Below are 18570 nucleotides of genomic sequence, written 5' to 3'. Positions count from 1 at the left end.
CTCCGAAACAATCGCTGGCGAAAAAAGTCCGTGTAGTGCCTTTTGGCAACCAAGGCATAATAATATCAATGACTTATACGAAAAAATGTCGGAAGTCAGGAAAGTCCTGGTGCCGCTGGAAGCGGCGAAGACGATGCCAGGTCTTGATCTTCCGCTGGATCCCGAGGTCTGGCTTGAGGATCGCAAGCATCGGTTGCAGGTTGGTCTGGAGCGGCTTGCGGAGGCTGTCAGGGACGGCACCCTTCCCAACGGCCTCATCGAAGCCGGTGAGTTGCGCATTGAACGCCTCAAGGCGGATGTTCCGGCGGAAGCTGCCGATCTGGTTCTCGATCTCTATCGGCGCCTGCCCCCTGCGAAAATCACCGATATCCTTCAGGACGTGGCCGAAGCCACAGGCTTCACGGACGCGTTCACCCATCTGCGCACAGGCGCACCGTGCAAGGACATCATCGGACTGCTGACCGTGCTTCTCGGTGAGGGCTTGAACGTTGGTCTGAGCAAGATGGCCGCCGCGACCGCCGACCATGAGTATTCCCAGCTCTCCCGTCTGTCGCGTTGGCATGTCGAAAGCGATGCGATCAACGAGGCGCTGGCCATCGTTCTCGACGCGCAGTCCAGGCTTCCCATGGCCCAATACTGGGGTTCGGGTCAGACCTCATCCAGCGACGGGCAGTTCTTCCCGACCACGCGCCAGGGCGAAGCAATGAATCTCATCAACGCCAAGTACGACACGCATGTTCCGGGGCTGAAAGCCTACGCCCATGTGTCCGACCTGTACGGGCCGTACTGGATCAATTCGATCCCGGCCACTGTGAACGAGGCACCATATATTCTGGACGGATTGTGCCTGAGCGAGATCGGCAAGAAGATCAAGGAGCACTACGCCGACACGGGTGGGTTCACTGATCTCGTATTCGCCGCCTGCGCGCTGCTGGGCTATCGCTTCATTCCCCGGATCCGCGATCTGAAATCCAAGCGGTTCTACGTCTTCGATCGTAAAAGCGTTCCCAAGGAACTCAAGTGCCTGGTCGGGGGCAAGGTCCGGGAACAAACCTTCATCGACAACTGGGGCGATGTGCTGAGATGCACGGCCACGATGCGGTCCGGGAAGGTACCGCCAAGCCAGCTGCTGAAGCGATTGTCAGCCCGGCCGCGCAAGAACGATTTGGCCATCGCGATGCGGGAAATCGGACAGATCGAACGGACACTGTTCATCATCGAATGGACCCTTGATATGGACATGCAGCGCCGCTCTACTGTCGGGCTCAATAAAGGCGAAGCGCACCATGCGCTGAAGAATGCCTTGTGGATCGGCCGTCGGGGCGAGATCCGCGATCGGACCACGGAAAGCCAGCATTTCCGCCTGGCTTGCCTCAATCTGCTCACGGCGATCATCATATTCTGGAATACGGACCAGATCGGCAAAGCCATCCTGCAGCGGCAAAGCGAAGGCCTGGACACGCCCGAACACCTGCTCAGGCACATATCGCCCTTGGGATGGGAGCACATTCTGCTCATAGGTCAGTACATCTGGCGAGAAATGAGGCACAAAATCGCTTAGCGTACGATTTATCACTGTCCCGTAATCGACCCCACTAACGTCACTCGACAATATCTCGCTCTTCGCCCGCTCCCGCATCCAACTGAGCGATAGACGCCCTCAAGCGCGATGCGTTGTTAGGCGTGGACAGAAGATGCATGGTTTCCTGGATCGAATTCCAGGTATCCAAAGATACCATAACCACGGACTCGCGTTTTTTACGGGTTACCACAATTTCCTCGGCGTCATTGATGACGCGATCCATGACACCTTTGAACTCTTTTCGGGCATCGGTGTAGGTCATGACATCCATGCGGTGCGCTCCTTTTGTTGTACCATATATTGTACAATCGTTACTGAATGTCAAATTCGACCTGCTGCGCGTTGCGGCGGTTGCGTGCGGCGGTGATTTCGGGGGCTCGAAGCGGCCCGGGCGCTGGTATGTTCCGCCTGACCTGCTCGGATGCGCCTTGCGCGGCTGTTTTCGATCCGGGCCAGTTTTTCCAAAAGGTCAGCGCCGTTTCTTGCGCTTTTTTCTGCTTATGTCCCAAAATCAGTGAGCAGTGTGTAGAGGCCTCACCGTTAATCGCTCCCATCATGACCCGACCCATCCCCGGTTTCAACGTCGTCGGACACAGATGTCTCCGGCCAGAGCGCATCGAGCGGGAAGGTGATGGCGTCGAAGGGGGGCTGTGAGACGGGCGCATCATCGGCGAGTGTGACCAGCAGCACCCAGTGGCCGTCGCGCAACTCCAGCACTTCCAGCGTTTTGGCTGCGGGGTCGACAAGCCAGAGGTGCTGCACGGCTTCGCGGGCATAGATGCCGGCCTTTTCGTGCCGATCGATCCGCCGCGTTGAGGGCGACAGCACCTCGCAGGCCCAATCCGGTGGGACGCTACAATAGGCCGCATCCGGGTAGTCCGGCATGGTTTCGCGCCGCCAGCCTGCCAGATCGGGCACCAGGATATCCTCGCCCAGATGCAATTCCGGCTCATCAATAATCCACCAGCCGCCGGGACCACCATCACCAAACTGGAAGGATGTTCCGATTTTCATGCCCATACCCGAACTTGCCCATGCATGTCGCATGGCGGGTCTTGGCTGGGTATAGAGCGTTCCTGCCAGCACTTCGGCGACCTTGTTGGGGGGCGCATCGAGGACGTCCTGATAGGTTGCCCTGCGTCGGGGTGTCTGGATGCTGCGGTCCTGTGCGGTCATTGCATTCATCTCCTGTTGCCCCCATCATAGAGGTCTGCTTGGTTCCTGTCACTTGCGTTTGCGGCTCTGCGCGCTGTTTCGCGCTCTGGCGCGCCGCGCTTCTCAGCGCTCTATCGTCGACGCACATCATCTCGCCACATGATCGCTTCTCGACAGCTTTTCCACCCCTTCGGAACCTGTGAGCGCCCGCCCTGCGCACTGTTCGCCGCGCTTCTCGGCACTCTGTCGTCACGCCCCCACATCAAGCCACCCCCTTTCCCCGCCACATTGCGCCGCTCCATCCGCCCGCACACCTCATCGCCCCCCGCACCCCGTCCCACAAGTCCTCTCACTGCAGAGCCCTTCCTTCGGGATGCGCCTTTGGCTGTTTGCCTTGTCTGTCGCGTTCCCAGATACCGAGGATAGCGCGTGTGAGGTTGAGCTCACCTGTTATGGCGCGCCGTGTACAGGCGCGCAGTGTACCGCCCGGGTTTATGACGGGTGTGACGGGATGGAACCTGTTTCTGTCGATGACGAGCAGGGCGATGAAGGCGATTTCGTCACCCATGACATCTGTGGCCTCGAGCCATGCGGATATATTGATGCCGAGGTCGCGCAGCAGGTAGGGCAGGCAGTCGCGCCAGTCTTCCAGGACCTCAAGATACATGGCTGCGTCTTCGGATGCGAGGTCTTTGAGTGTATTCTGGTTGAGTTTTTGCCGGATTTCGGGGTTGATCCACAGGCTGGCCTTGCGATCATTGTTTCTAAAGCAATCATTGCGCCCGTCAGGGTGCAATGCCAAACCGGTTCTGTCGCCAGCGCATGCTGGCGTCATCATCTTCGACTGCAGGTCGTTACAGGATTCAAAAGGTTTGGGTTCAGGTTGTATATGGGGCCGGAACTGGAGTTCCGGTGCGGCGGAATTATCCTGTTGTTTTTCCACGTTTTCCACAGATGGAGATTCTGCACCCTGGTGCGCCTCTGATGCGTGGGTTTCTTCCGGGCTGTCCGCGGGCAATGGCGTGTGATCAGCGGGGCAGGGCTCCCGGTCCGGTTGGGCGGCGCCCGGGGTCGGGGCAGGGGGCTCCAGCGTGAGCGGTGTCAGGGCGGCGCGAATGCGGTCCTCAAGATCAAGCAACCTGGTATGTATGTCTTCAAGCACCGCCTCTTCAAGGGTGCGCAGGCTCGGCCCGGTATAGGCCTCTTGAATATCCGCGTAATCCGCCTCGGCCCGGCTGCGGGTCTCCGCGTCAGCGATGCTTTCGATCAGCTTGCGCAGCCGGTGTTTTGCCCGGCGCACAGTCAGAACATAGTCCTGACGTTGCGCTTCCAGAGTTTTTGCCGCCGCCAGTTCGCCAACATAGGCCGCGTAATTGGCAATCATCGGCTCCAGAGAAATCCCGCATTGCACCGGCGCTTTATGGCCCTGGCCCGACCGGCGGCCGCGATAGCCGTTATCCGCCGTGGCCCGCGCCAGAAACCCGAGCGCCTCAAGATGCTTTTCGATCTTGCGCAGATACCGCTCACCGATGCCCAGCTTGCGGGCCACATCGCATTGCCGCCGCCAGTTCACCGGCGCACGGGTCAGATCATGCCAGGCTTTGCGGTCCGTTATATCCGCATATTCCCGCAGGACCATCACATGCATCGCATTGCCGCCCTTAAGCCGCAACACCTCAACGCCCGCGCAAATCGCCTGCGCCTTGGTGACATCCGCCGGCAAGGCGTAATGCTCACCTTCGCGGGGAATGAACGCCTGGATTTCGGACGCCCGGGCCGCATCATAGCTGCCGGTGAATTCTGGGTAGTGCATCTGTTTTCCGTCTCCGTCAGAAGCACGGGCGGCGGGATATTCCCCGGGCTCCGCCCCTGCGTGAAGCAGGCTGAACCAGACGGCAGGACAGGGTGATTCTCCCCTCCGGACCGGTCCGAACCCGCGTTGGAGCGCAACAAAATGCAAAAAACACGACATCCCCGTTGGCCAAAGCACAAATTTGCCTTGACCTTCCGATGGATTTCCATGTAGCGAAAGGAAGCTTTAATTCTTTCGCTAGGTATGGAAATCCTCGGGGGCCGCGTTGCATCACTGCTGCGCGGTTTTTCGATTCTATGGCCTTATGTGCCAGGCCGGGCGTTCTGATCGGGTGAACTGCTCCCCTTATCTTGTGGTCATTGTCATAGGTGTTACCCGCATCTTGCGCATCGGGCAACAAAAACACAGGCGCGTGTCGCTAACACGCGATATGTCCGGTGTATGTAACATGCGATCTGTCCGGTTCTATTCTGTCTCTGAGAGGAGGCGTTATGAACCGAGCAGAAGTGTTACAGGAAGTTCGACTGATGAAGTTTGAAGATGTGTATTCGCGGCGAAGCGCGAACAAGCTGACGCAAGAACAGGCGGCTGAGATACTGGGTGTATCCGTGCGCACCGTCAGGCGTTGGGAGGATCGATTTGAGGCGGATGGTGCAGAAGGTCTGTACGACCGTCGGCTTGGCAAACTGGCCAACAATCGTGTTGCCACGGATAAGGTCATGGAGATGCTTGAACTGTTTGATACCAAGTACTGGGATTACACGCCGAAGCATTTCCACGAGAAGCTGGTGGCCCACCATGGTTTCACACAGAGCTACAACTGGGTGCGGCTTACACTGCAGCGCCACGGCCGGGTTCAGGCAGCACCCCGACGAGGTGCCCATCGGCGCAAGCGGCCCCGCCGTCCGATGGTTGGCATGATGTTGCATCAGGACGGCTCCAGCCATGAATGGGTTCCGGGTCAGTGGTGGGATCTGATCGTCACCATGGACGATGCCACCAACCGGGTTTATTCGGCATTCTTTGTCGAGGAAGAAGGGACGATGAGCAGTTTTCAGGGGCTGACAGAGGTGATCGAGGCGCAAGGTCTGTTTTGCTCGCTCTATGCCGATCGGGGCTCTCATTACTGGCATACGCCCGAAGCGGGCGGCAAAGTGGACAAGGACAATCTGACCCAGGTCGGGCGCGCCTTGCAGCAACTCGGCATTGAGCTGATCCCGGCCTATTCACCGCAGGCCCGTGGACGGTCTGAACGCATGTTTGGCACGTTCCAGAACCGATTGCCGCAGGAACTGCGGTCCCATGGGATCACAACCATTGAAGAGGCCAATCAGTTCCTGAAAGAGGTCTATCTTCCCGAACACAATGCCCTGTTTGCAAAGGAGCCGGAGGATACGACCTCGGCCTTCGTGCCGTTTACAGGCAATGTGCGCGACACCCTGTGTGTGCAGGAAGACCGCGTCGTCGGCAACGACAATACGGTGCGCTACAAGGGCCTGGTCATGCAGATCGCGGCAGACAGGCACCGTCATCATTTCGTCAAGGCGAAGGTCAGGGTCCACGAATACCCCGATGGTCAACTGGTCATCTTCCACGGCCCGAGATGCATTGGCCGCTACCAGCCTGACGGATCACCCATCACACAGGAGGATAGCAAACACAAAGTCGCGTGACCCGCTTCGACGTGGCGCGAACGCGGTGGCCCAAATCTACGGTCGCCTACGGCTCCCTCCGAATTGGGCCACCGCGCAATCAACTGAAGCGGACAATTGGCATGTTACCTACACCGGACAATTCAGAATGTTCTCGACACAAAAACACAGGCGCGCACCCCGCAAGGCCATCAGAAACCGAAGCGATATGCGCCGCAAAACGCGGCCCTGCAAGCAAGGGGCCTGTGCGCAGGGGAATGCGTCGGGCGGGGTCGAGGGTGGTTGATTCGCATCCGCAACTCTGCCAAGGTGAGCGCCATGAGAGCTGTTCTGCAGATAAATCCCGGCACCCGCCCGATGGAAAAAACCCAGGTGGACAGACCCCGGATGGGCAGAGTTCAGATGGATACCGGCCTGATGGGTGCCAGGCATATGGGCAGAGTCCGGCCTTCGCGCCGATGCGCCGATGCGCCGATGCGCCGATGCGCCGATGCGCCGATGCGCCGATGTCTGCGCGCGCGCGACGCATAGGTCAAGAGGCAAAACGCCGAACCCTCAAAACAAGTCCCGGCCCCTCTCAGGCAGCCCGGAAAGCGCGGGGTCAGATATCGTGATGCCTCTGCGATCATGTCCTCCTCCCGCGCTCTTCCTAGGCCGGAATCACATGCGCTGTCCATGGCGCTGTCTATGGGCTGTGGTTTTTGCCGCGCTCACCACAGTTTCTGCCGTCCTGCCACAACCCGGCCTGGCGCAAGACATCATCCGCTGCCCGGACTGGCAGTCGCTGGTTGCCCCGGTTGCGCTGCGCGCCAGCACCGAGCGGGTCGCGCCCGGCGCGTTTGAGGCAAAGCTCACGCGCCCGGGCCGGACTGCCGCCCCGTCGCCAGATCTCGCAGATCAGCGGGACGGGGCAGGCCGCAGGCGGGCGGTCCCATTACCGTCCGCCTGCACCCATACCATCCGCGCCGGCGACACGCTGGGCCGGATCGCGGCGCGCAACCTGGGCAGCGCAAAACGCTGGCCACAAATTGCCCGCGCCAATCCGGGGCTCGATCCCAAGCGCCTGCGCATCGGGGCAGCGATCCGATTGCCCTGTGGGGCAGGGGCCGGGCAGGGGGCATCAGTGGGACAGGAGAAGTCCAGCACAATACCCGCCAGCACGCCCGGTGCGCCGCTCAGCGGCACCGGGTTCCTGGCCGCCCTTTTTGGCACCAAAGCGCCCGCGCGCTCTATAGCCCCGGCACAGACTGACCCGGAGACAGAACCACCGACAGGGCCGGGCAAGGCAGGGCGGGCCGCATCCCCGGCAGATGGGGCACAGGTGTCAAAGCCTGCAAAAGGGACCAAAGCCACAAAACCCGCCAAAGACGCCACACCGCCGCCCGCGCCGCTGCCGGTCTGGAGCGCGCGGGCTGGCGAGGATTTCGAGGCGGTGCTCAGGCGCTGGGGCAGGGCGGCGGGATACCGGGTGGTTGTCAGCACCAGTGACGCCTGGATCCTGGCGGTGCCGGTCCGGCTGCAGGCCGAGTTTGAGGCCGCGTTGAACCAGCTCGTGCAGGGCCTGGGCTCTGACGGCACCGCACCCCCGGTGCGGATTTACTCCAACAGGACAATCCGGCTGGGAGGTCTGTGATGGGGCGGCGCAGATCATCCGGTCCGATCCGGCTGGGGCCGCTCCTTCTGCTTGCGCTTTGCGCCTGCGATGTCAGCGAGCAGGCCGGGCGCGATATCGAGGATGGAACACGGCTGACCCGTGAACAGCTTGATGCACAGCGCGCGGCACAGCGCGGGGAAGTCCTGGGCGTTGACCGCCCCTATTACGGCGGCGCGCTCAAAGTCACGCGCGGCTCGAGACAGGGTGATCCGCTGCCCCGACAGCTTGAGGGCGCGCGCGGCGTGAGCCTCAGGCTTCCCGGGCAGGCTGACATCCGCGCCATTGCCGCCGCGATCACATCGGCCAGCGGCCTGCCGGTCAATATCCGCACGCGCTACATCCTCACGGGTGGCGATGTGGTCGAAGTGCCCATCGGCTCCCGGATGCGGATCGATTACGAAGGGCCGCTCTCGCGCCTGCTCGATCAGGTTGCCGCGCGCATGGATGTGGCCTGGACCCATGAGAAGGGCAGCCTCACCATAGATCGCATGGTCAGCAAAACCTACCGGGTGCCCCTGCCGACAAGCACCAGCGCGTTTGAGAGTAATTTCGGCGGGGCAACCGGGACCCAGGAGGGCAGCACAAACATCAGGCTGGAAACCAGGCAGAACAGCGATCCCTGGGCCGAACTTGAGGCGCGCCTCGCGCCGCTCACACCCACGCCCGCGCAACTGACCGTGTTGCGCTCGAGCGGAAGGATCAGCGTCTTCGGCCCGCCCTCGGTACACCGCACGGTGCAGAAGGTCATGGACGATCTGGACGCCATCTACGGACGCAGGGTCGGTCTGGAAATCGGGGTGTATTTCATTGACAGCGATGCTGCGGAAACCTTTGGCCTTTCAACGGCCGGGTTTCGGATCGGTCAAACGATCGCGCAGGCCGGCTCCACAATTGTCATCGGCGGGCAGGACGGGCGGGGGCGGCTCAGCCTGAGGGGCGCAAACGGGTCGCAGATCAGCCTGGACGCGCTGGCCCGCGACCGGGCCGTTGTGGATTACCGCCTCGCCAGTACCATCGCGCAATCTGGCGTCGTCGCCCCCATCGCCATCACCCGGCAGGAAAGCTACGTCAAAGAGGTCAAGGTCGAGCGCGACAAGGACGGCACCAGCATCGACATCACACCGGGCGAGGTCGAATTCGGCATCAGCGTCCATGCCTTGCCGCGCATCATTGATGACGACCGCATCCAGCTCTTCCTGACCATTTTACAATCAGAGCTGGAAGACGGAGATATCCCGTCCGTGGAATACGGGGATGGACGTATCGGCCTGCCGGTTCTGGACAAGCGCATCATTCAAAACCAGTCGATCCTGTCTCCAAACGAGGTCCTGGTCTTGTCCGGCTACGAACAGAACCTGTCCGTCAGCGGACAGAGCGGCGTCGGGCTGTTCAAGGCCATCGGCCTGGGCGGCAAGCGCGAGGCCCGCACCCGCAAGGTCCGCATGGTCATCCTCGTGCGCCCCTCCATCATCCCGCAACGGGGGCGCTCATGACTGTCTCGCCGGGCAGGGAGTGCCGACAGAACCAGTACGGGGAACAGTACGGGGACCAGCAGAGAGACCAGGCGCACTCTGACGCAGGGGCGTCTGAGGCGGGGCTGCGCCCCATGAGCAACCATCCCGACACGCCCGCCCTGCCGGTTCCGGCACCCCCGGCGCATCTGGTCGCCCTGGATGGCACACAGATGGTCGCGGGGCTGACCTGGGAGATCGCCAGTGGACCGGAGCTGCCCGTGTTTGGGGCAGGGGCCGCCCCCATCCTGCGCTTGCCCACCCGGCGCGCCGAACTGACCGGCACCCACACGGATTTGAGGGATGGTGCCCGTATCACCTCCCTGCTGCTGGCCATGGCCGCAAGCCTGAGACGGCGGGCCCCGAAGGACGCGCGCGGCATCTGGCTGTTCATTGCGGAATTGCCCGGCCCCGTGGGAGACAGGCCCATCTGGATCGGGCTCGCTGATCTCAGCGCAGCGCAGGATGAAGACAGCGGCGCGGGTCCCGGGACACTGCCGCGTGCGGGCCGTGAAGAGTGCTTCAGGGACGCCGATGCAGCCCTTCGCGCGGTGCAGCGCCATCTGGCCACCACCGAAATCGCCGGGGTGGCAGGGCGCTGGATATGCCGGCAAAACACGGGCCATAACGACACGGGGCATAACGACACGGGCCAGAACAACACGGGGCACCACCACATCCTGCAGGCCCTGGCGCAGATCGCACCCGCCTTGCCGGTGCACGATCTTGAACCGGACGCGGTGGTGGCAGAGGGTCTGGTGTGTTTCGCGGCGCGTCCGCAGGTGCCGCTGACCCTGCTCGGAGGCCTGGGGGCCGGGGCGGCGCTGCTGCTGGCAGCTTTCCTGGTCCTGCCCCTCCTTCAGGACGCGTTCCGGGCCGCCCCACCGCCGCCACCCGAGATGGTTTCCATCACCATCGCCCCGCACGCGTTTGCCACCACCTGCCGTGCGGCACTGGAAAAGTGGTGGCCGCGCGTTATCGGATGGGAAACAGGCAGCCGGGGCTGCGCCCTTGCAAACCATCTGCCCGCCACACTGGACCTGCCGGATCCGGGCGGGCAGACCCGCGTCTTCGAGCCGCTGGTGATCTGGGCGCAGTTTACCCCCGTGCGTGACCGCAACCCGGTGCTGGCCCGCTCCGCGGCTGAGCGGGTTCTCAAGAGCTGGCACCATGAGGCAAGGCTCGATCCAGGCAGCCTGACCCTTTGGCAGGTCGAGACCCTGCCCGTTGCGCAAGCGGACCCCACGCTCCAGGCGGCACCTGCGCTGAAAGACGCTGCCGAACAGCTTGCAGGTGCATGGGCCGAAGCCCCGGACGCGGTCGCGGCGCGGGAAGGCGCGGTTTCGATCACGGCACCGCCCGGCATATCCAGGGCCGATCTGTTTGCCCGCTCAGCCGGTGTGCCGGGATTTTTCCCCATCCGCTTCGTTCAATCCGGCAGCAGGTGGGGCACGCTGGATCTCGCACCGATCCCCTCAAAACCCGTGCCGGCCTCGCTCCTTGATCCCAACAGATCGGAGGGCACGCAATGATCCTCCGTCTCTCATCTGTTCCGGCACCTGGCCTTGCCGCCCTGCTCGTCAGCACGCTTGCCCTGGGGGAAAGCCTGTCGCCCATGGCGGCCTCTGCGCAAACCGCGCCACCAGGCGGGACACTGGGCGGGACACCGGGCGGGACACTGGGCATTGATTGCGACCAGCCGCGCCGGTCTGTCGCGGGCAGGCTGATCCTCGACAGGGATGGCGCGCACAGGATTGCCTGCGAGGCGGATCGGGCAACCGCACTCAACTATGCGCGGGTCGTGCGCGAGACCCGCAATCGCCTGCGCCTGGCCCTTGATGCAGCCCCGCAACCGCTCTGGGACGATCTTGTGACCCACCTGCGCAATGACGGCGCGGGAACAGAAAGGCAGGGGTCGGGGGACAGGGTCTCGGACTGGAGCTACACCACCCGCGATATCGACGCGCTGCCAGCGGGCAGCGCCGCAAGGCGGGCTGCGGACTATTGGAAGGACGGTGTTCTGAACCGCAGCGCTGTCCCAAAAGACTGGCGCCCGATCGTGAAGACGCGCGCCTGTGGTGTGGAGATGGAGGGCGACAGGCCCGTGCCCGGCATCGGGGCTGCGGTTTTTGTCTGGCTCGATCGCGACAGGATCAGGGAGCGCTGGTCGTCGCAGATGGTCCAGCGCACTGTCCGGGCCTGGCTCGAACGCGGGCAAAGCCGCGTTTCGATGATCGAAGAGATCCCCGACATCCTGACCGGGGCCCGCACGCTGAAAGATGCCAACGGACAGGAGCGGGTGCTCAGCGCCGACCTGCGCGCCTGTATCGATCAGGACCCGGCAATCCCCGAGGGCGCACTGGTCATGCGGGCCTCGCTGACCTGGAAAAGCAAGCGCGGCGAAACCCTGCGACCCTGCACTGATCCGCTCAGGGTTGGCGTGCAAAGGCTGGGATGGGAACGGCATAACGGTCTTTATATCGTGCCGCTTCAGGCCATCCGCGCGGATGGGTCCCCCCACCCGCAGCGCGGCAGGCCGCTTCTGGCACAGTTCGCCGACCCGCGGGACCGCCCGGTTCTGGTGGATGAGACCGTTTCCATAGATTATCCGATCGTCGAAGGTGAAGAGGATAATGAGGCCGCCAATCAGGCTGAGGCGACATTCCTGGTGCGCAACAGCTGCCGTGTGCCGCGCGTGCGCGATGTGATCCGGGCCGAAGACTGTAAAGCGATTATCAACGGCACCGAGGTTGAGGGCAAGCATATCAGGGTCTTCCGGTTCCGGGAGGTTCAGGATGATCCCGCCGATCCCACCCGCGTCTATCTCAGGCCGGTGATGCGCGATCCAAGGAATGCCGCAAACGGGCTCGGTGTGGTGGTTGCAGGCAATGGACACCCGATGTGGGAAGAAAGCACGATTGGCTGCGGCGACCATGTACCGGCAACCGAACTGCCGGACATTCCCGATCCTGTTGTGGACACCGTCCCCGCAACGAGTTGCAAGCAGCACTGGGGAAAGAGCTACGAGGGTGCGCGCACCGGCTATGTCCAGACCATCACCTATCCCGCAGGCTGGTCTCTGGATGACGTTGTCATCCGCACGGTGCGGGATGATTGCTTCAACACGATCCCGGTTCAGAAGACGCAAACCACCCCCGCCGGCACCTGCCCCCGGGGCCAGATCGGCTCGATCACCAAAAGCCGCCGCCTGACCTGGTTCAACCGGGCCTGGGCGGTGCAGGACCGTGTCTATCCCCGCTTTGCCCGCCGCCTGCCGGACAGGGCCAGCCTCGAACATGCCATCGCACAGCTCCGCACGGATCAAACCGGGCTGGCCTGGTACGACCAGGTGCGCGCCGAAAGCTGGAGCACCTCCAACACCTGTCGGCGGCCACCCCCGAAGCCTTCTTCGGGAGGGGGCGACGGGGGTCGTGGTGAGGGCGGCTCGGGCGGGGGTGCCTATGACACAACCGGGGACGGGCGGACCGATTCATACAGCCCTAATGACGATGGCAGCCATTACGGAAGGGCCCACGATACAGGGATGGACGCCCACGGACCGGGTAGCCCCGGTCGGGGAAGTCAATCAGGACGGGATGGCTGACATGCCCCATCGATACTCAGAACCGGAACACCATTTTCCTGCGGAAAGCAAGGGATGGCTTTTTGACCTTAACAGTTCACCGGAAAGGACCCATGTGATGAGACAGTATATCCTTCAGGCCCTGGCGGCAGCGGTCTTGCTGGCCAGTGCGGCAACACCCGGCATGACCCATTCGGATCGCGGCGAGAAACGCCCGCAAACCTACGCTGAACTCTTCATTCCGGCCTGTACGCATGAATGGAACGGTGAGGGGTCATAAGGCATTTTTTTCGTTGAGACATCGGTAAATGGTTGCAGGATGGACTTTGAATGCTCTGGCGACCTCTTTGACGGATTTTCCATTTTCGAGAAGTTGACGGACTGTGTCGCGTTGTTCACTCCCCAATTTAGGAGGGCGTCCAAATATGACGCCACGTTGCAATGCAGCCTTTCGACCGTTTTCGGTTCGACCTCGTATAAGTTCACGTTCGAACTCTGCAATGCCAGCAAACACGGTCAGGATCATGCGGCCTGAGGGCGAGGATGTATTGGCCCAGGGTTCGGCAAGCGATTGAAGTCCCGCGTCTTTTTCTCCGATAACTTCTGCGACGCGTAAAAGTTCAGACGTTGAACGCGCCAAGCGATCAAGACGCGTCACGACAACCGTATCCCCTTTTCTGAGTTGGTTTAGCAACCTTTGCAGTTCAGGCCTCTTTATGCGTGCACCGGAACCCTTTTCCTCGAGCACCGTCTCGCATCCGGTCGCTTCCAGTTCGGCCCGTTGCAAATCAAGTTCCTGGGCGTTCGTTGAGACGCGCGCGTAACCAAATTTCATGCCGCCCCTTCCGAAGTGTCGCAAAAGTTGTCGCAAAAACCGTTTCTTTCGCATCTGTATTTTGCGATAGATAAACCATTGATTCTTCGTGGCCGGATTCGGTCTCGCGAAACTTGAGAGATTTGCGAATGCCGACGCGGTTTTTGAGTGACGCGCAGCGGGCGCGATACGGACGCTTCGACGGGGTTCCCAGTCGAACGCAGATCGCGCGATATTTCCACCTTGATGCGACTGATCGGGACATTATCAATCAGTTGCGTGGCAGCCATAATCGTCTGGGCTTTGCGCTTCAACTCGGTATCGCTCGGTTCCTTGGCGTACTTCCGACAAGGTTCGAGGATATTCCCGATGTCGTGGTTGAAGCGGTGGTCGCACAGCTCGGACTGACCACGATGCCGTCTTTGACCGCCTATGCTGTTGGGCGCCCAAAGAAGCGCCATGCGGCCTTGATCCGGAAAACCTACGGCTTCCGAGACCTGGCCGATGATGCCAGCGCTCGCTTTCGTTTGACGCGCTGGCTTTACACTCTGTGTTGGTCTGGCGATGATCGGCCGAGCCTGCTGATTGACCGGGCCACGGCGTGGATGTTGGCGCGCAAGATACTGCTGCCTGGTATCAGCACTTTGGAGCGCCTTGTTGCCCGCATTCGGGATCGTGCGCATCGGCAGTTGTGGATGCATCTGTCCGATGCGTTGTCGGATATGCAGCGGCAGAAGATCACCGCCTTGCTTGAGGGCGAAGGCGGGTCGCTGCGCAGGCTGGATTCGTTGCGGGCGGCTCCCACAAGACGGTCTATGACAGAACTGCTGCGCCACTTTCATCGCCTTGATGACATTCGCGCCTACGAACTGGCCCCGCATTCGCCTGAAACGGTTCCGAATGCACTCATCCAGCGCCTGGCCAAGATAGCTAGAACCATGCGGCCATCTGCAATCGCGGTTGCCAAGGAGCCGCGCCGAACCGCGATTATCGCCGCGCTGTTTCACACGTTGGAGGCCGTTGCCATCGACGATGCGGTCGAGCTTTTTAGTGCCTTGCTGGCGGATACGTTTCGAGAAGCCAAGGCAGCTCGCAAGCGAAAGAGATTGCGAAGCTTGGGCGATCTGGACGCTGCTGCTCTGACCTTGCGTGACCTGGCCCGGCGCGTCATGACCGATGGCGACGATGATACAGATATGACTTTCCGGTCCTGGCGCGATGCCATCTACGACGAATTGAATTATGCCGCCCTCGTTGAAGCCACTGACCGTGTCGATGTCTTGGCCAAACCACCAGAAGACAAGCCGCTGGAAGAACTGATCGTAAAGTGGCGCACGACGCACACACTGTTTCGCAACCTCCTCGAACGAATAGAATTTGAAGCTTCGCCCAAGGGCCAGCCTATCAAAGCGGCGATCGATTTTCTTCGCGGCATCGAGAACTGGGCAAAAGCTGATATGAACGATGCGCCGACTGAAATCCTGCGTGGAGTCTGGCGCAAATACGCGCTCGATACCAATGGAAAAGTCTCCGACAATAAAGCTTATGTTTTTGCTGTATGCGAGGCTTGGCAGGGGGCACTTAAGACCCGAGACATCTTCGTGCCCGCTGGCATGAGGTTTGATGATCCCAGACGTGGCTTGCTGAGCGGCGAAGCGTGGCAGGCGGTGAAGCCAACTATATGCCGCACACTTGAACGTTCGCCAAATGGAGAAACGGAACTCGCCGTTCTTGCTGACCAACTTGACCAAGCCTATCGGCGGGCGGCGGAAACCTTCGAAGTAAATCCGGCAATTCGAACTGAAATCAAGAAGGGCAAGCCACAGCTCGTCATCACGCCACTCGACCGCATCGAAGAATCCGACAGCCTGAAGAAACTGAAGTTCGCGATGCGGACCAGATTGCCAAAAGTCGATCTCTCGGATGTGCTTCTCGAAGTCGCCAACCGAACCGGTTTTGCGCAGGATTTCACCCATGTCACTGAGCGGCGCGCGCGCGTCGATGGCTTCCAGACAAGCCTGTGTGCCGTATTGCTCGCCGAGGCCTGCAACATTGGCTTCGAGCCGATCACGCAGGCGAGCTTTCCGCCACTTCGGCGCGACAGGCTTTCCTGGATCAGCCAGAACTTCATCCGCTCCGAGACAATCACGGCAGCAAACGCTCGCATCGTTGCCGCCCACAATGAACTGCCGATCGTCCAACATTGGGGTTCTGGTGATGTTGCCTCCGCAGACGGAATTCGCTTTTCCGCTCCACCCACGGTCATCCATGCCGGCCCTAACCCGAAATACTTCAAGACTGGCCGCGGTATCACGCTTTATAACCTTGTCTCCGACCAGTTCACTGGCCTCAATGCCCTTGTTGTGCCCGGAACACTGCGCGACAGCATGTTCATCCTTGCGCTTTTGCTCGACCAGGAAACCGATCTCGAACCCGTAGAAATCATGACCGACACGGCGGCCTACTCCGATATCGTCTTTGGACTCTTTTGGTTGCTTGGCTATCAGTTCAGTCCTCGGCTCGCGGATATCGGTCAGACCCGACTTTGGCGCATCGACCGCAAAGCAGACTATGGTCCGCTTGATTCGCTCACGCGCAACAAGATCAATGTCCGCCTCATTATAGAAAATTGGGAAGACCTGTTGCGTCTGACCGGATCGCTGAAGCTTGGACACATCAATGCAGGCGCAGTCATGCGTACACTTCAGGTGCGCGAACGCACCACGGCACTCGCCAAAGCCCTTGGAGAATTGGGCAAGATCATCAAGTCGCTGCATATCCTCAGATTCATCACTGACGAGGAAACGCGGCGGGCACCGGCTCCAAGGTACGCCAGAAGATCCTGCGCCATGTGGGTGTGGCCCATAACGACAGCGAGATTGAGGATATCAAGCGTCTGGCGGGCCGCTTGATGGAGCAATTACGCATTGATCGCTCGCCGCAAATGGAACTGTTCACGCCCACGGAATATGCCGATCTGCAGGCGCTGGTGCGCCGCGCTCCGCGGCCGGACAAGCTTGGCGTTGATCTTGCCGAGTGCCGTGAGGAGGCGCGGGTCTCTCTGGGTCTGCGGGATGTCATGGGGACGATGTATGACCAACTGGGTTGGGGGGCCCTTCTGGGGGCGGCGCGTAAAAGTGCCAATCGCATTGTGAAAGAGCTGGTTATGGCGCGGATCGCACAGCCCGAGAGCAAGCGCGCGACCGTGGAGGCGTTGGAGAACCAGGCAGGCATCACGCTCAATCTGGACGTGGTCTATCGGAGCATGGATTACATCAATACGCCGGTGATAGACGGGATTTGCAAAACCTCTCACGCGGCGGCAGAGAAGTTGCTGGGCGGGCCAGTGACCGTGCTGTTCTACGATTGCACGACCCTGGCCTTTGACACCGAGCGCGAGGACCCGGCCGAGGATGCGGACGGGGTCGAGCAGGATCATCTTCTGGCCAAGGGCTTCAGCAAGGATGGCAAGCATCACCGCGCTCAGGTCATGCTGGCGCTGATCGTCACCTCCGATGGGCTGCCTGTGGGCTATGAACTCTTCCCGGGAAACACCTGGGAAGGTCATACGCTGGAAGCTGCGCTGAAGGCGTTGGAGGGACGCTTCGACGTGGCCAGGGTCACGTTCGTGGCCGATGCCGCCATGCTCAGCAAGGACAACCAGCAGATGTTGCAGAACAAGGGTCTGCCCTACATCCTCGGCTATCGCATGAAGTCCGCCCCGGCCGCCGTGAAGGCGAACATTTTGAGCCCGGAGGGACGCCAGCCTTGGGCTGGACACGGTTCTGAAGAGGCAACCGAGAAGGGCTGGTACAAGGTGATCGACCAGGAGGGAGCGCGGGTCATTGTGACCTGGTCACCCACCCGGGCACGCAATGATGCCCACAAGCGCGACAAGGCAATCGAAAAGCTGCACAAGAAGCTCAAGCGCTCTCGCAAACCCGGCAGCTTCAGCAGCCGGGGATATGGCCGCTTCCTGGCCTTCCCCGACAGCGGGGACGTCACGCTGGATGATGCAAAGATCAAGGCAGCGGCACAATGGGACGGGCTGCATGCCATTGTTGTTCATGGTGCGGACGAACTGGAGGCACAGGACGTCATTGCCCGCTATCACCAGTTGTGGGGAGATCGAAGCCTGCTTCCGCACCAACAAGCACGATCTGAAAATCCGGCCCATCTATCACTGGTCGCCGCGTCGGGTCCGGGCCCATATCGCCATCTGCTACATGGCCTTCTGCTGCCTGCAGCACCTGCGCAAGCATCTGGACCTGCTCGGACACCCGATGAGCCCGGCTCGTATCCGCAACGAGTTTGAACGCATTGCAGCTCTCGATCCTGCGCCACAAAGGCACCCCTGACCGCTACGGCATGCCAAGCCATGCCACGGTCGATGCCAGACGCATCCTCACCTGCGTCGGCCTGACCTGGAACGAAGCCCCTTTCAAGATACCCCCCGGGCGCACCCGAAAAACTGGCCAGACCAAAGCCTGAGCTCCCTCAACACTCCGAAACAATCGCTGGCGAAAAAAGTCCGTGTAGTGCCTTTTGGCAACCAAGGCATAATAATATCAATGACTTATACGAAAAAATGTCGGAAGTCAGGAATGCAGGCGCAGTCAGTCATGCGTACACTTCAGTGTGCGCGAACGCACCACGGCACTCGCCAAAGCCCTTGGAGAATTGGGCAAGATCATCAAGTCGCTGCATATCCTCAGATTCATCACTGACGAGGAAACGCGGCGGCGTATTCTGATCCAACTTAACCGTCAGGAGCTTCGCCACAGCCTGGCCAGGCGCGTCTGTTAC

Annotated in this window: 15 protein-coding genes and 1 pseudogene; 11 read left to right on the top strand and 5 right to left on the bottom strand. The window is 61.0% G+C overall.

Translation table 11 applies throughout. The features are described from left to right. Nucleotides 1-82: 82 nt before the first annotated feature. A pseudogene (locus ACOERD_RS28235) lies at nucleotides 83-1561 on the top strand (Tn3 family transposase); the annotation flags it as partial. A gap of 40 nt (nucleotides 1562-1601) precedes the next feature. Here the strand turns inward: ACOERD_RS28235 and ACOERD_RS28230 are convergent. The 4 genes from ACOERD_RS28230 to repC all read right to left on the bottom strand — a co-directional run bounded on the left by ACOERD_RS28230 (nucleotide 1602) and on the right by repC (nucleotide 4550). Beyond that, complete coding sequence (locus ACOERD_RS28230) at nucleotides 1602-1853, bottom strand: type II toxin-antitoxin system Phd/YefM family antitoxin (protein WP_419737617.1); 252 nt, start codon at nucleotides 1851-1853, stop codon at nucleotides 1602-1604. A gap of 40 nt (nucleotides 1854-1893) precedes the next feature. Beyond that, on the bottom strand, nucleotides 1894-2139 hold the full coding sequence (locus tag ACOERD_RS28225; protein ID WP_419737618.1) for a hypothetical protein: 246 nt from the start codon (nucleotides 2137-2139) through the stop codon (nucleotides 1894-1896). Next, nucleotides 2123-2758, bottom strand: coding sequence for a Uma2 family endonuclease (locus ACOERD_RS28220; protein ID WP_419741224.1), 636 nt, complete (start codon nucleotides 2756-2758; stop codon nucleotides 2123-2125). The genes ACOERD_RS28225 and ACOERD_RS28220 overlap by 17 nt, the downstream gene beginning before the upstream one ends. Nucleotides 2759-3086: 328 nt before the next feature. Then, nucleotides 3087-4550, bottom strand: coding sequence for a replication initiation protein RepC (gene repC, locus ACOERD_RS28215; RefSeq protein WP_419741223.1), 1464 nt, complete (start codon nucleotides 4548-4550; stop codon nucleotides 3087-3089). A gap of 491 nt (nucleotides 4551-5041) precedes the next feature. On the opposite strand from repC, the gene ACOERD_RS28210 reads away from it, so the two are divergent. From ACOERD_RS28210 to ACOERD_RS28185, 6 genes are all read left to right on the top strand, one after another. After that, the gene (locus ACOERD_RS28210; RefSeq protein WP_419737631.1) at nucleotides 5042-6223 is read left to right on the top strand and encodes an ISNCY family transposase; all 1182 of its coding nucleotides are present in this window, start codon (nucleotides 5042-5044) and stop codon (nucleotides 6221-6223) included. A 673-nt stretch (nucleotides 6224-6896) separates the two neighbouring features. Then, nucleotides 6897-7835: a TcpQ domain-containing protein gene (locus ACOERD_RS28205; protein WP_419741222.1), complete on the top strand. Its 939-nt coding sequence runs from the start codon at nucleotides 6897-6899 to the stop codon at nucleotides 7833-7835. Next, on the top strand, nucleotides 7835-9349 hold the full coding sequence (locus ACOERD_RS28200; RefSeq protein ID WP_419741221.1) for a secretion protein: 1515 nt from the start codon (nucleotides 7835-7837) through the stop codon (nucleotides 9347-9349). Before ACOERD_RS28205 ends, ACOERD_RS28200 begins: the two co-directional genes overlap by 1 nt. Nucleotides 9350-9462: 113 nt before the next feature. Next, on the top strand, nucleotides 9463-10899 hold the full coding sequence (locus ACOERD_RS28195; RefSeq protein WP_419741220.1) for a hypothetical protein: 1437 nt from the start codon (nucleotides 9463-9465) through the stop codon (nucleotides 10897-10899). After that, nucleotides 10896-12971 (top strand): hypothetical protein, encoded by a 2076-nt coding sequence (locus ACOERD_RS28190; protein ID WP_419741219.1) that lies wholly within the window; start codon nucleotides 10896-10898, stop codon nucleotides 12969-12971. The genes ACOERD_RS28195 and ACOERD_RS28190 overlap by 4 nt, the downstream gene beginning before the upstream one ends. A gap of 97 nt (nucleotides 12972-13068) precedes the next feature. Then, nucleotides 13069-13230, top strand: coding sequence for a hypothetical protein (locus tag ACOERD_RS28185; RefSeq protein WP_419741218.1), 162 nt, complete (start codon nucleotides 13069-13071; stop codon nucleotides 13228-13230). Here ACOERD_RS28185 and ACOERD_RS28180 read toward each other — a convergent pair. Beyond that, nucleotides 13225-13785, bottom strand: a complete 561-nt coding sequence (locus tag ACOERD_RS28180; protein ID WP_419737856.1) for a recombinase family protein — start codon at nucleotides 13783-13785, stop codon at nucleotides 13225-13227. The genes ACOERD_RS28185 and ACOERD_RS28180 overlap by 6 nt on opposite strands. Before the next feature lie 128 nt (nucleotides 13786-13913). On the opposite strand from ACOERD_RS28180, the gene ACOERD_RS28175 reads away from it, so the two are divergent. From ACOERD_RS28175 to ACOERD_RS28160, 4 genes are all read left to right on the top strand, one after another. Next, nucleotides 13914-16676 (top strand): Tn3 family transposase, encoded by a 2763-nt coding sequence (locus tag ACOERD_RS28175; RefSeq protein WP_419741217.1) that lies wholly within the window; start codon nucleotides 13914-13916, stop codon nucleotides 16674-16676. After that, nucleotides 16622-18079, top strand: coding sequence for an IS1634 family transposase (locus tag ACOERD_RS28170; RefSeq protein ID WP_419741216.1), 1458 nt, complete (start codon nucleotides 16622-16624; stop codon nucleotides 18077-18079). Before ACOERD_RS28175 ends, ACOERD_RS28170 begins: the two co-directional genes overlap by 55 nt. Continuing rightward, nucleotides 18076-18255, top strand: a complete 180-nt coding sequence (locus tag ACOERD_RS28165; RefSeq protein ID WP_419741215.1) for a hypothetical protein — start codon at nucleotides 18076-18078, stop codon at nucleotides 18253-18255. The genes ACOERD_RS28170 and ACOERD_RS28165 overlap by 4 nt, the downstream gene beginning before the upstream one ends. 147 nt (nucleotides 18256-18402) lie before the next feature. Continuing rightward, the coding region (locus ACOERD_RS28160) for a Tn3 family transposase (RefSeq protein WP_419741251.1) at nucleotides 18403-18570 on the top strand (168 nt) is incomplete at its 3' end.

Origin of the sequence: Ruegeria sp. (assembly GCF_965199275.1) — a bacterium.
Lineage (GTDB): Bacteria > Pseudomonadota > Alphaproteobacteria > Rhodobacterales > Rhodobacteraceae > Ruegeria.
Note: the sequence above shows the minus strand (reverse complement) of the source record. Positions and strands in the feature narration are given on the sequence as shown.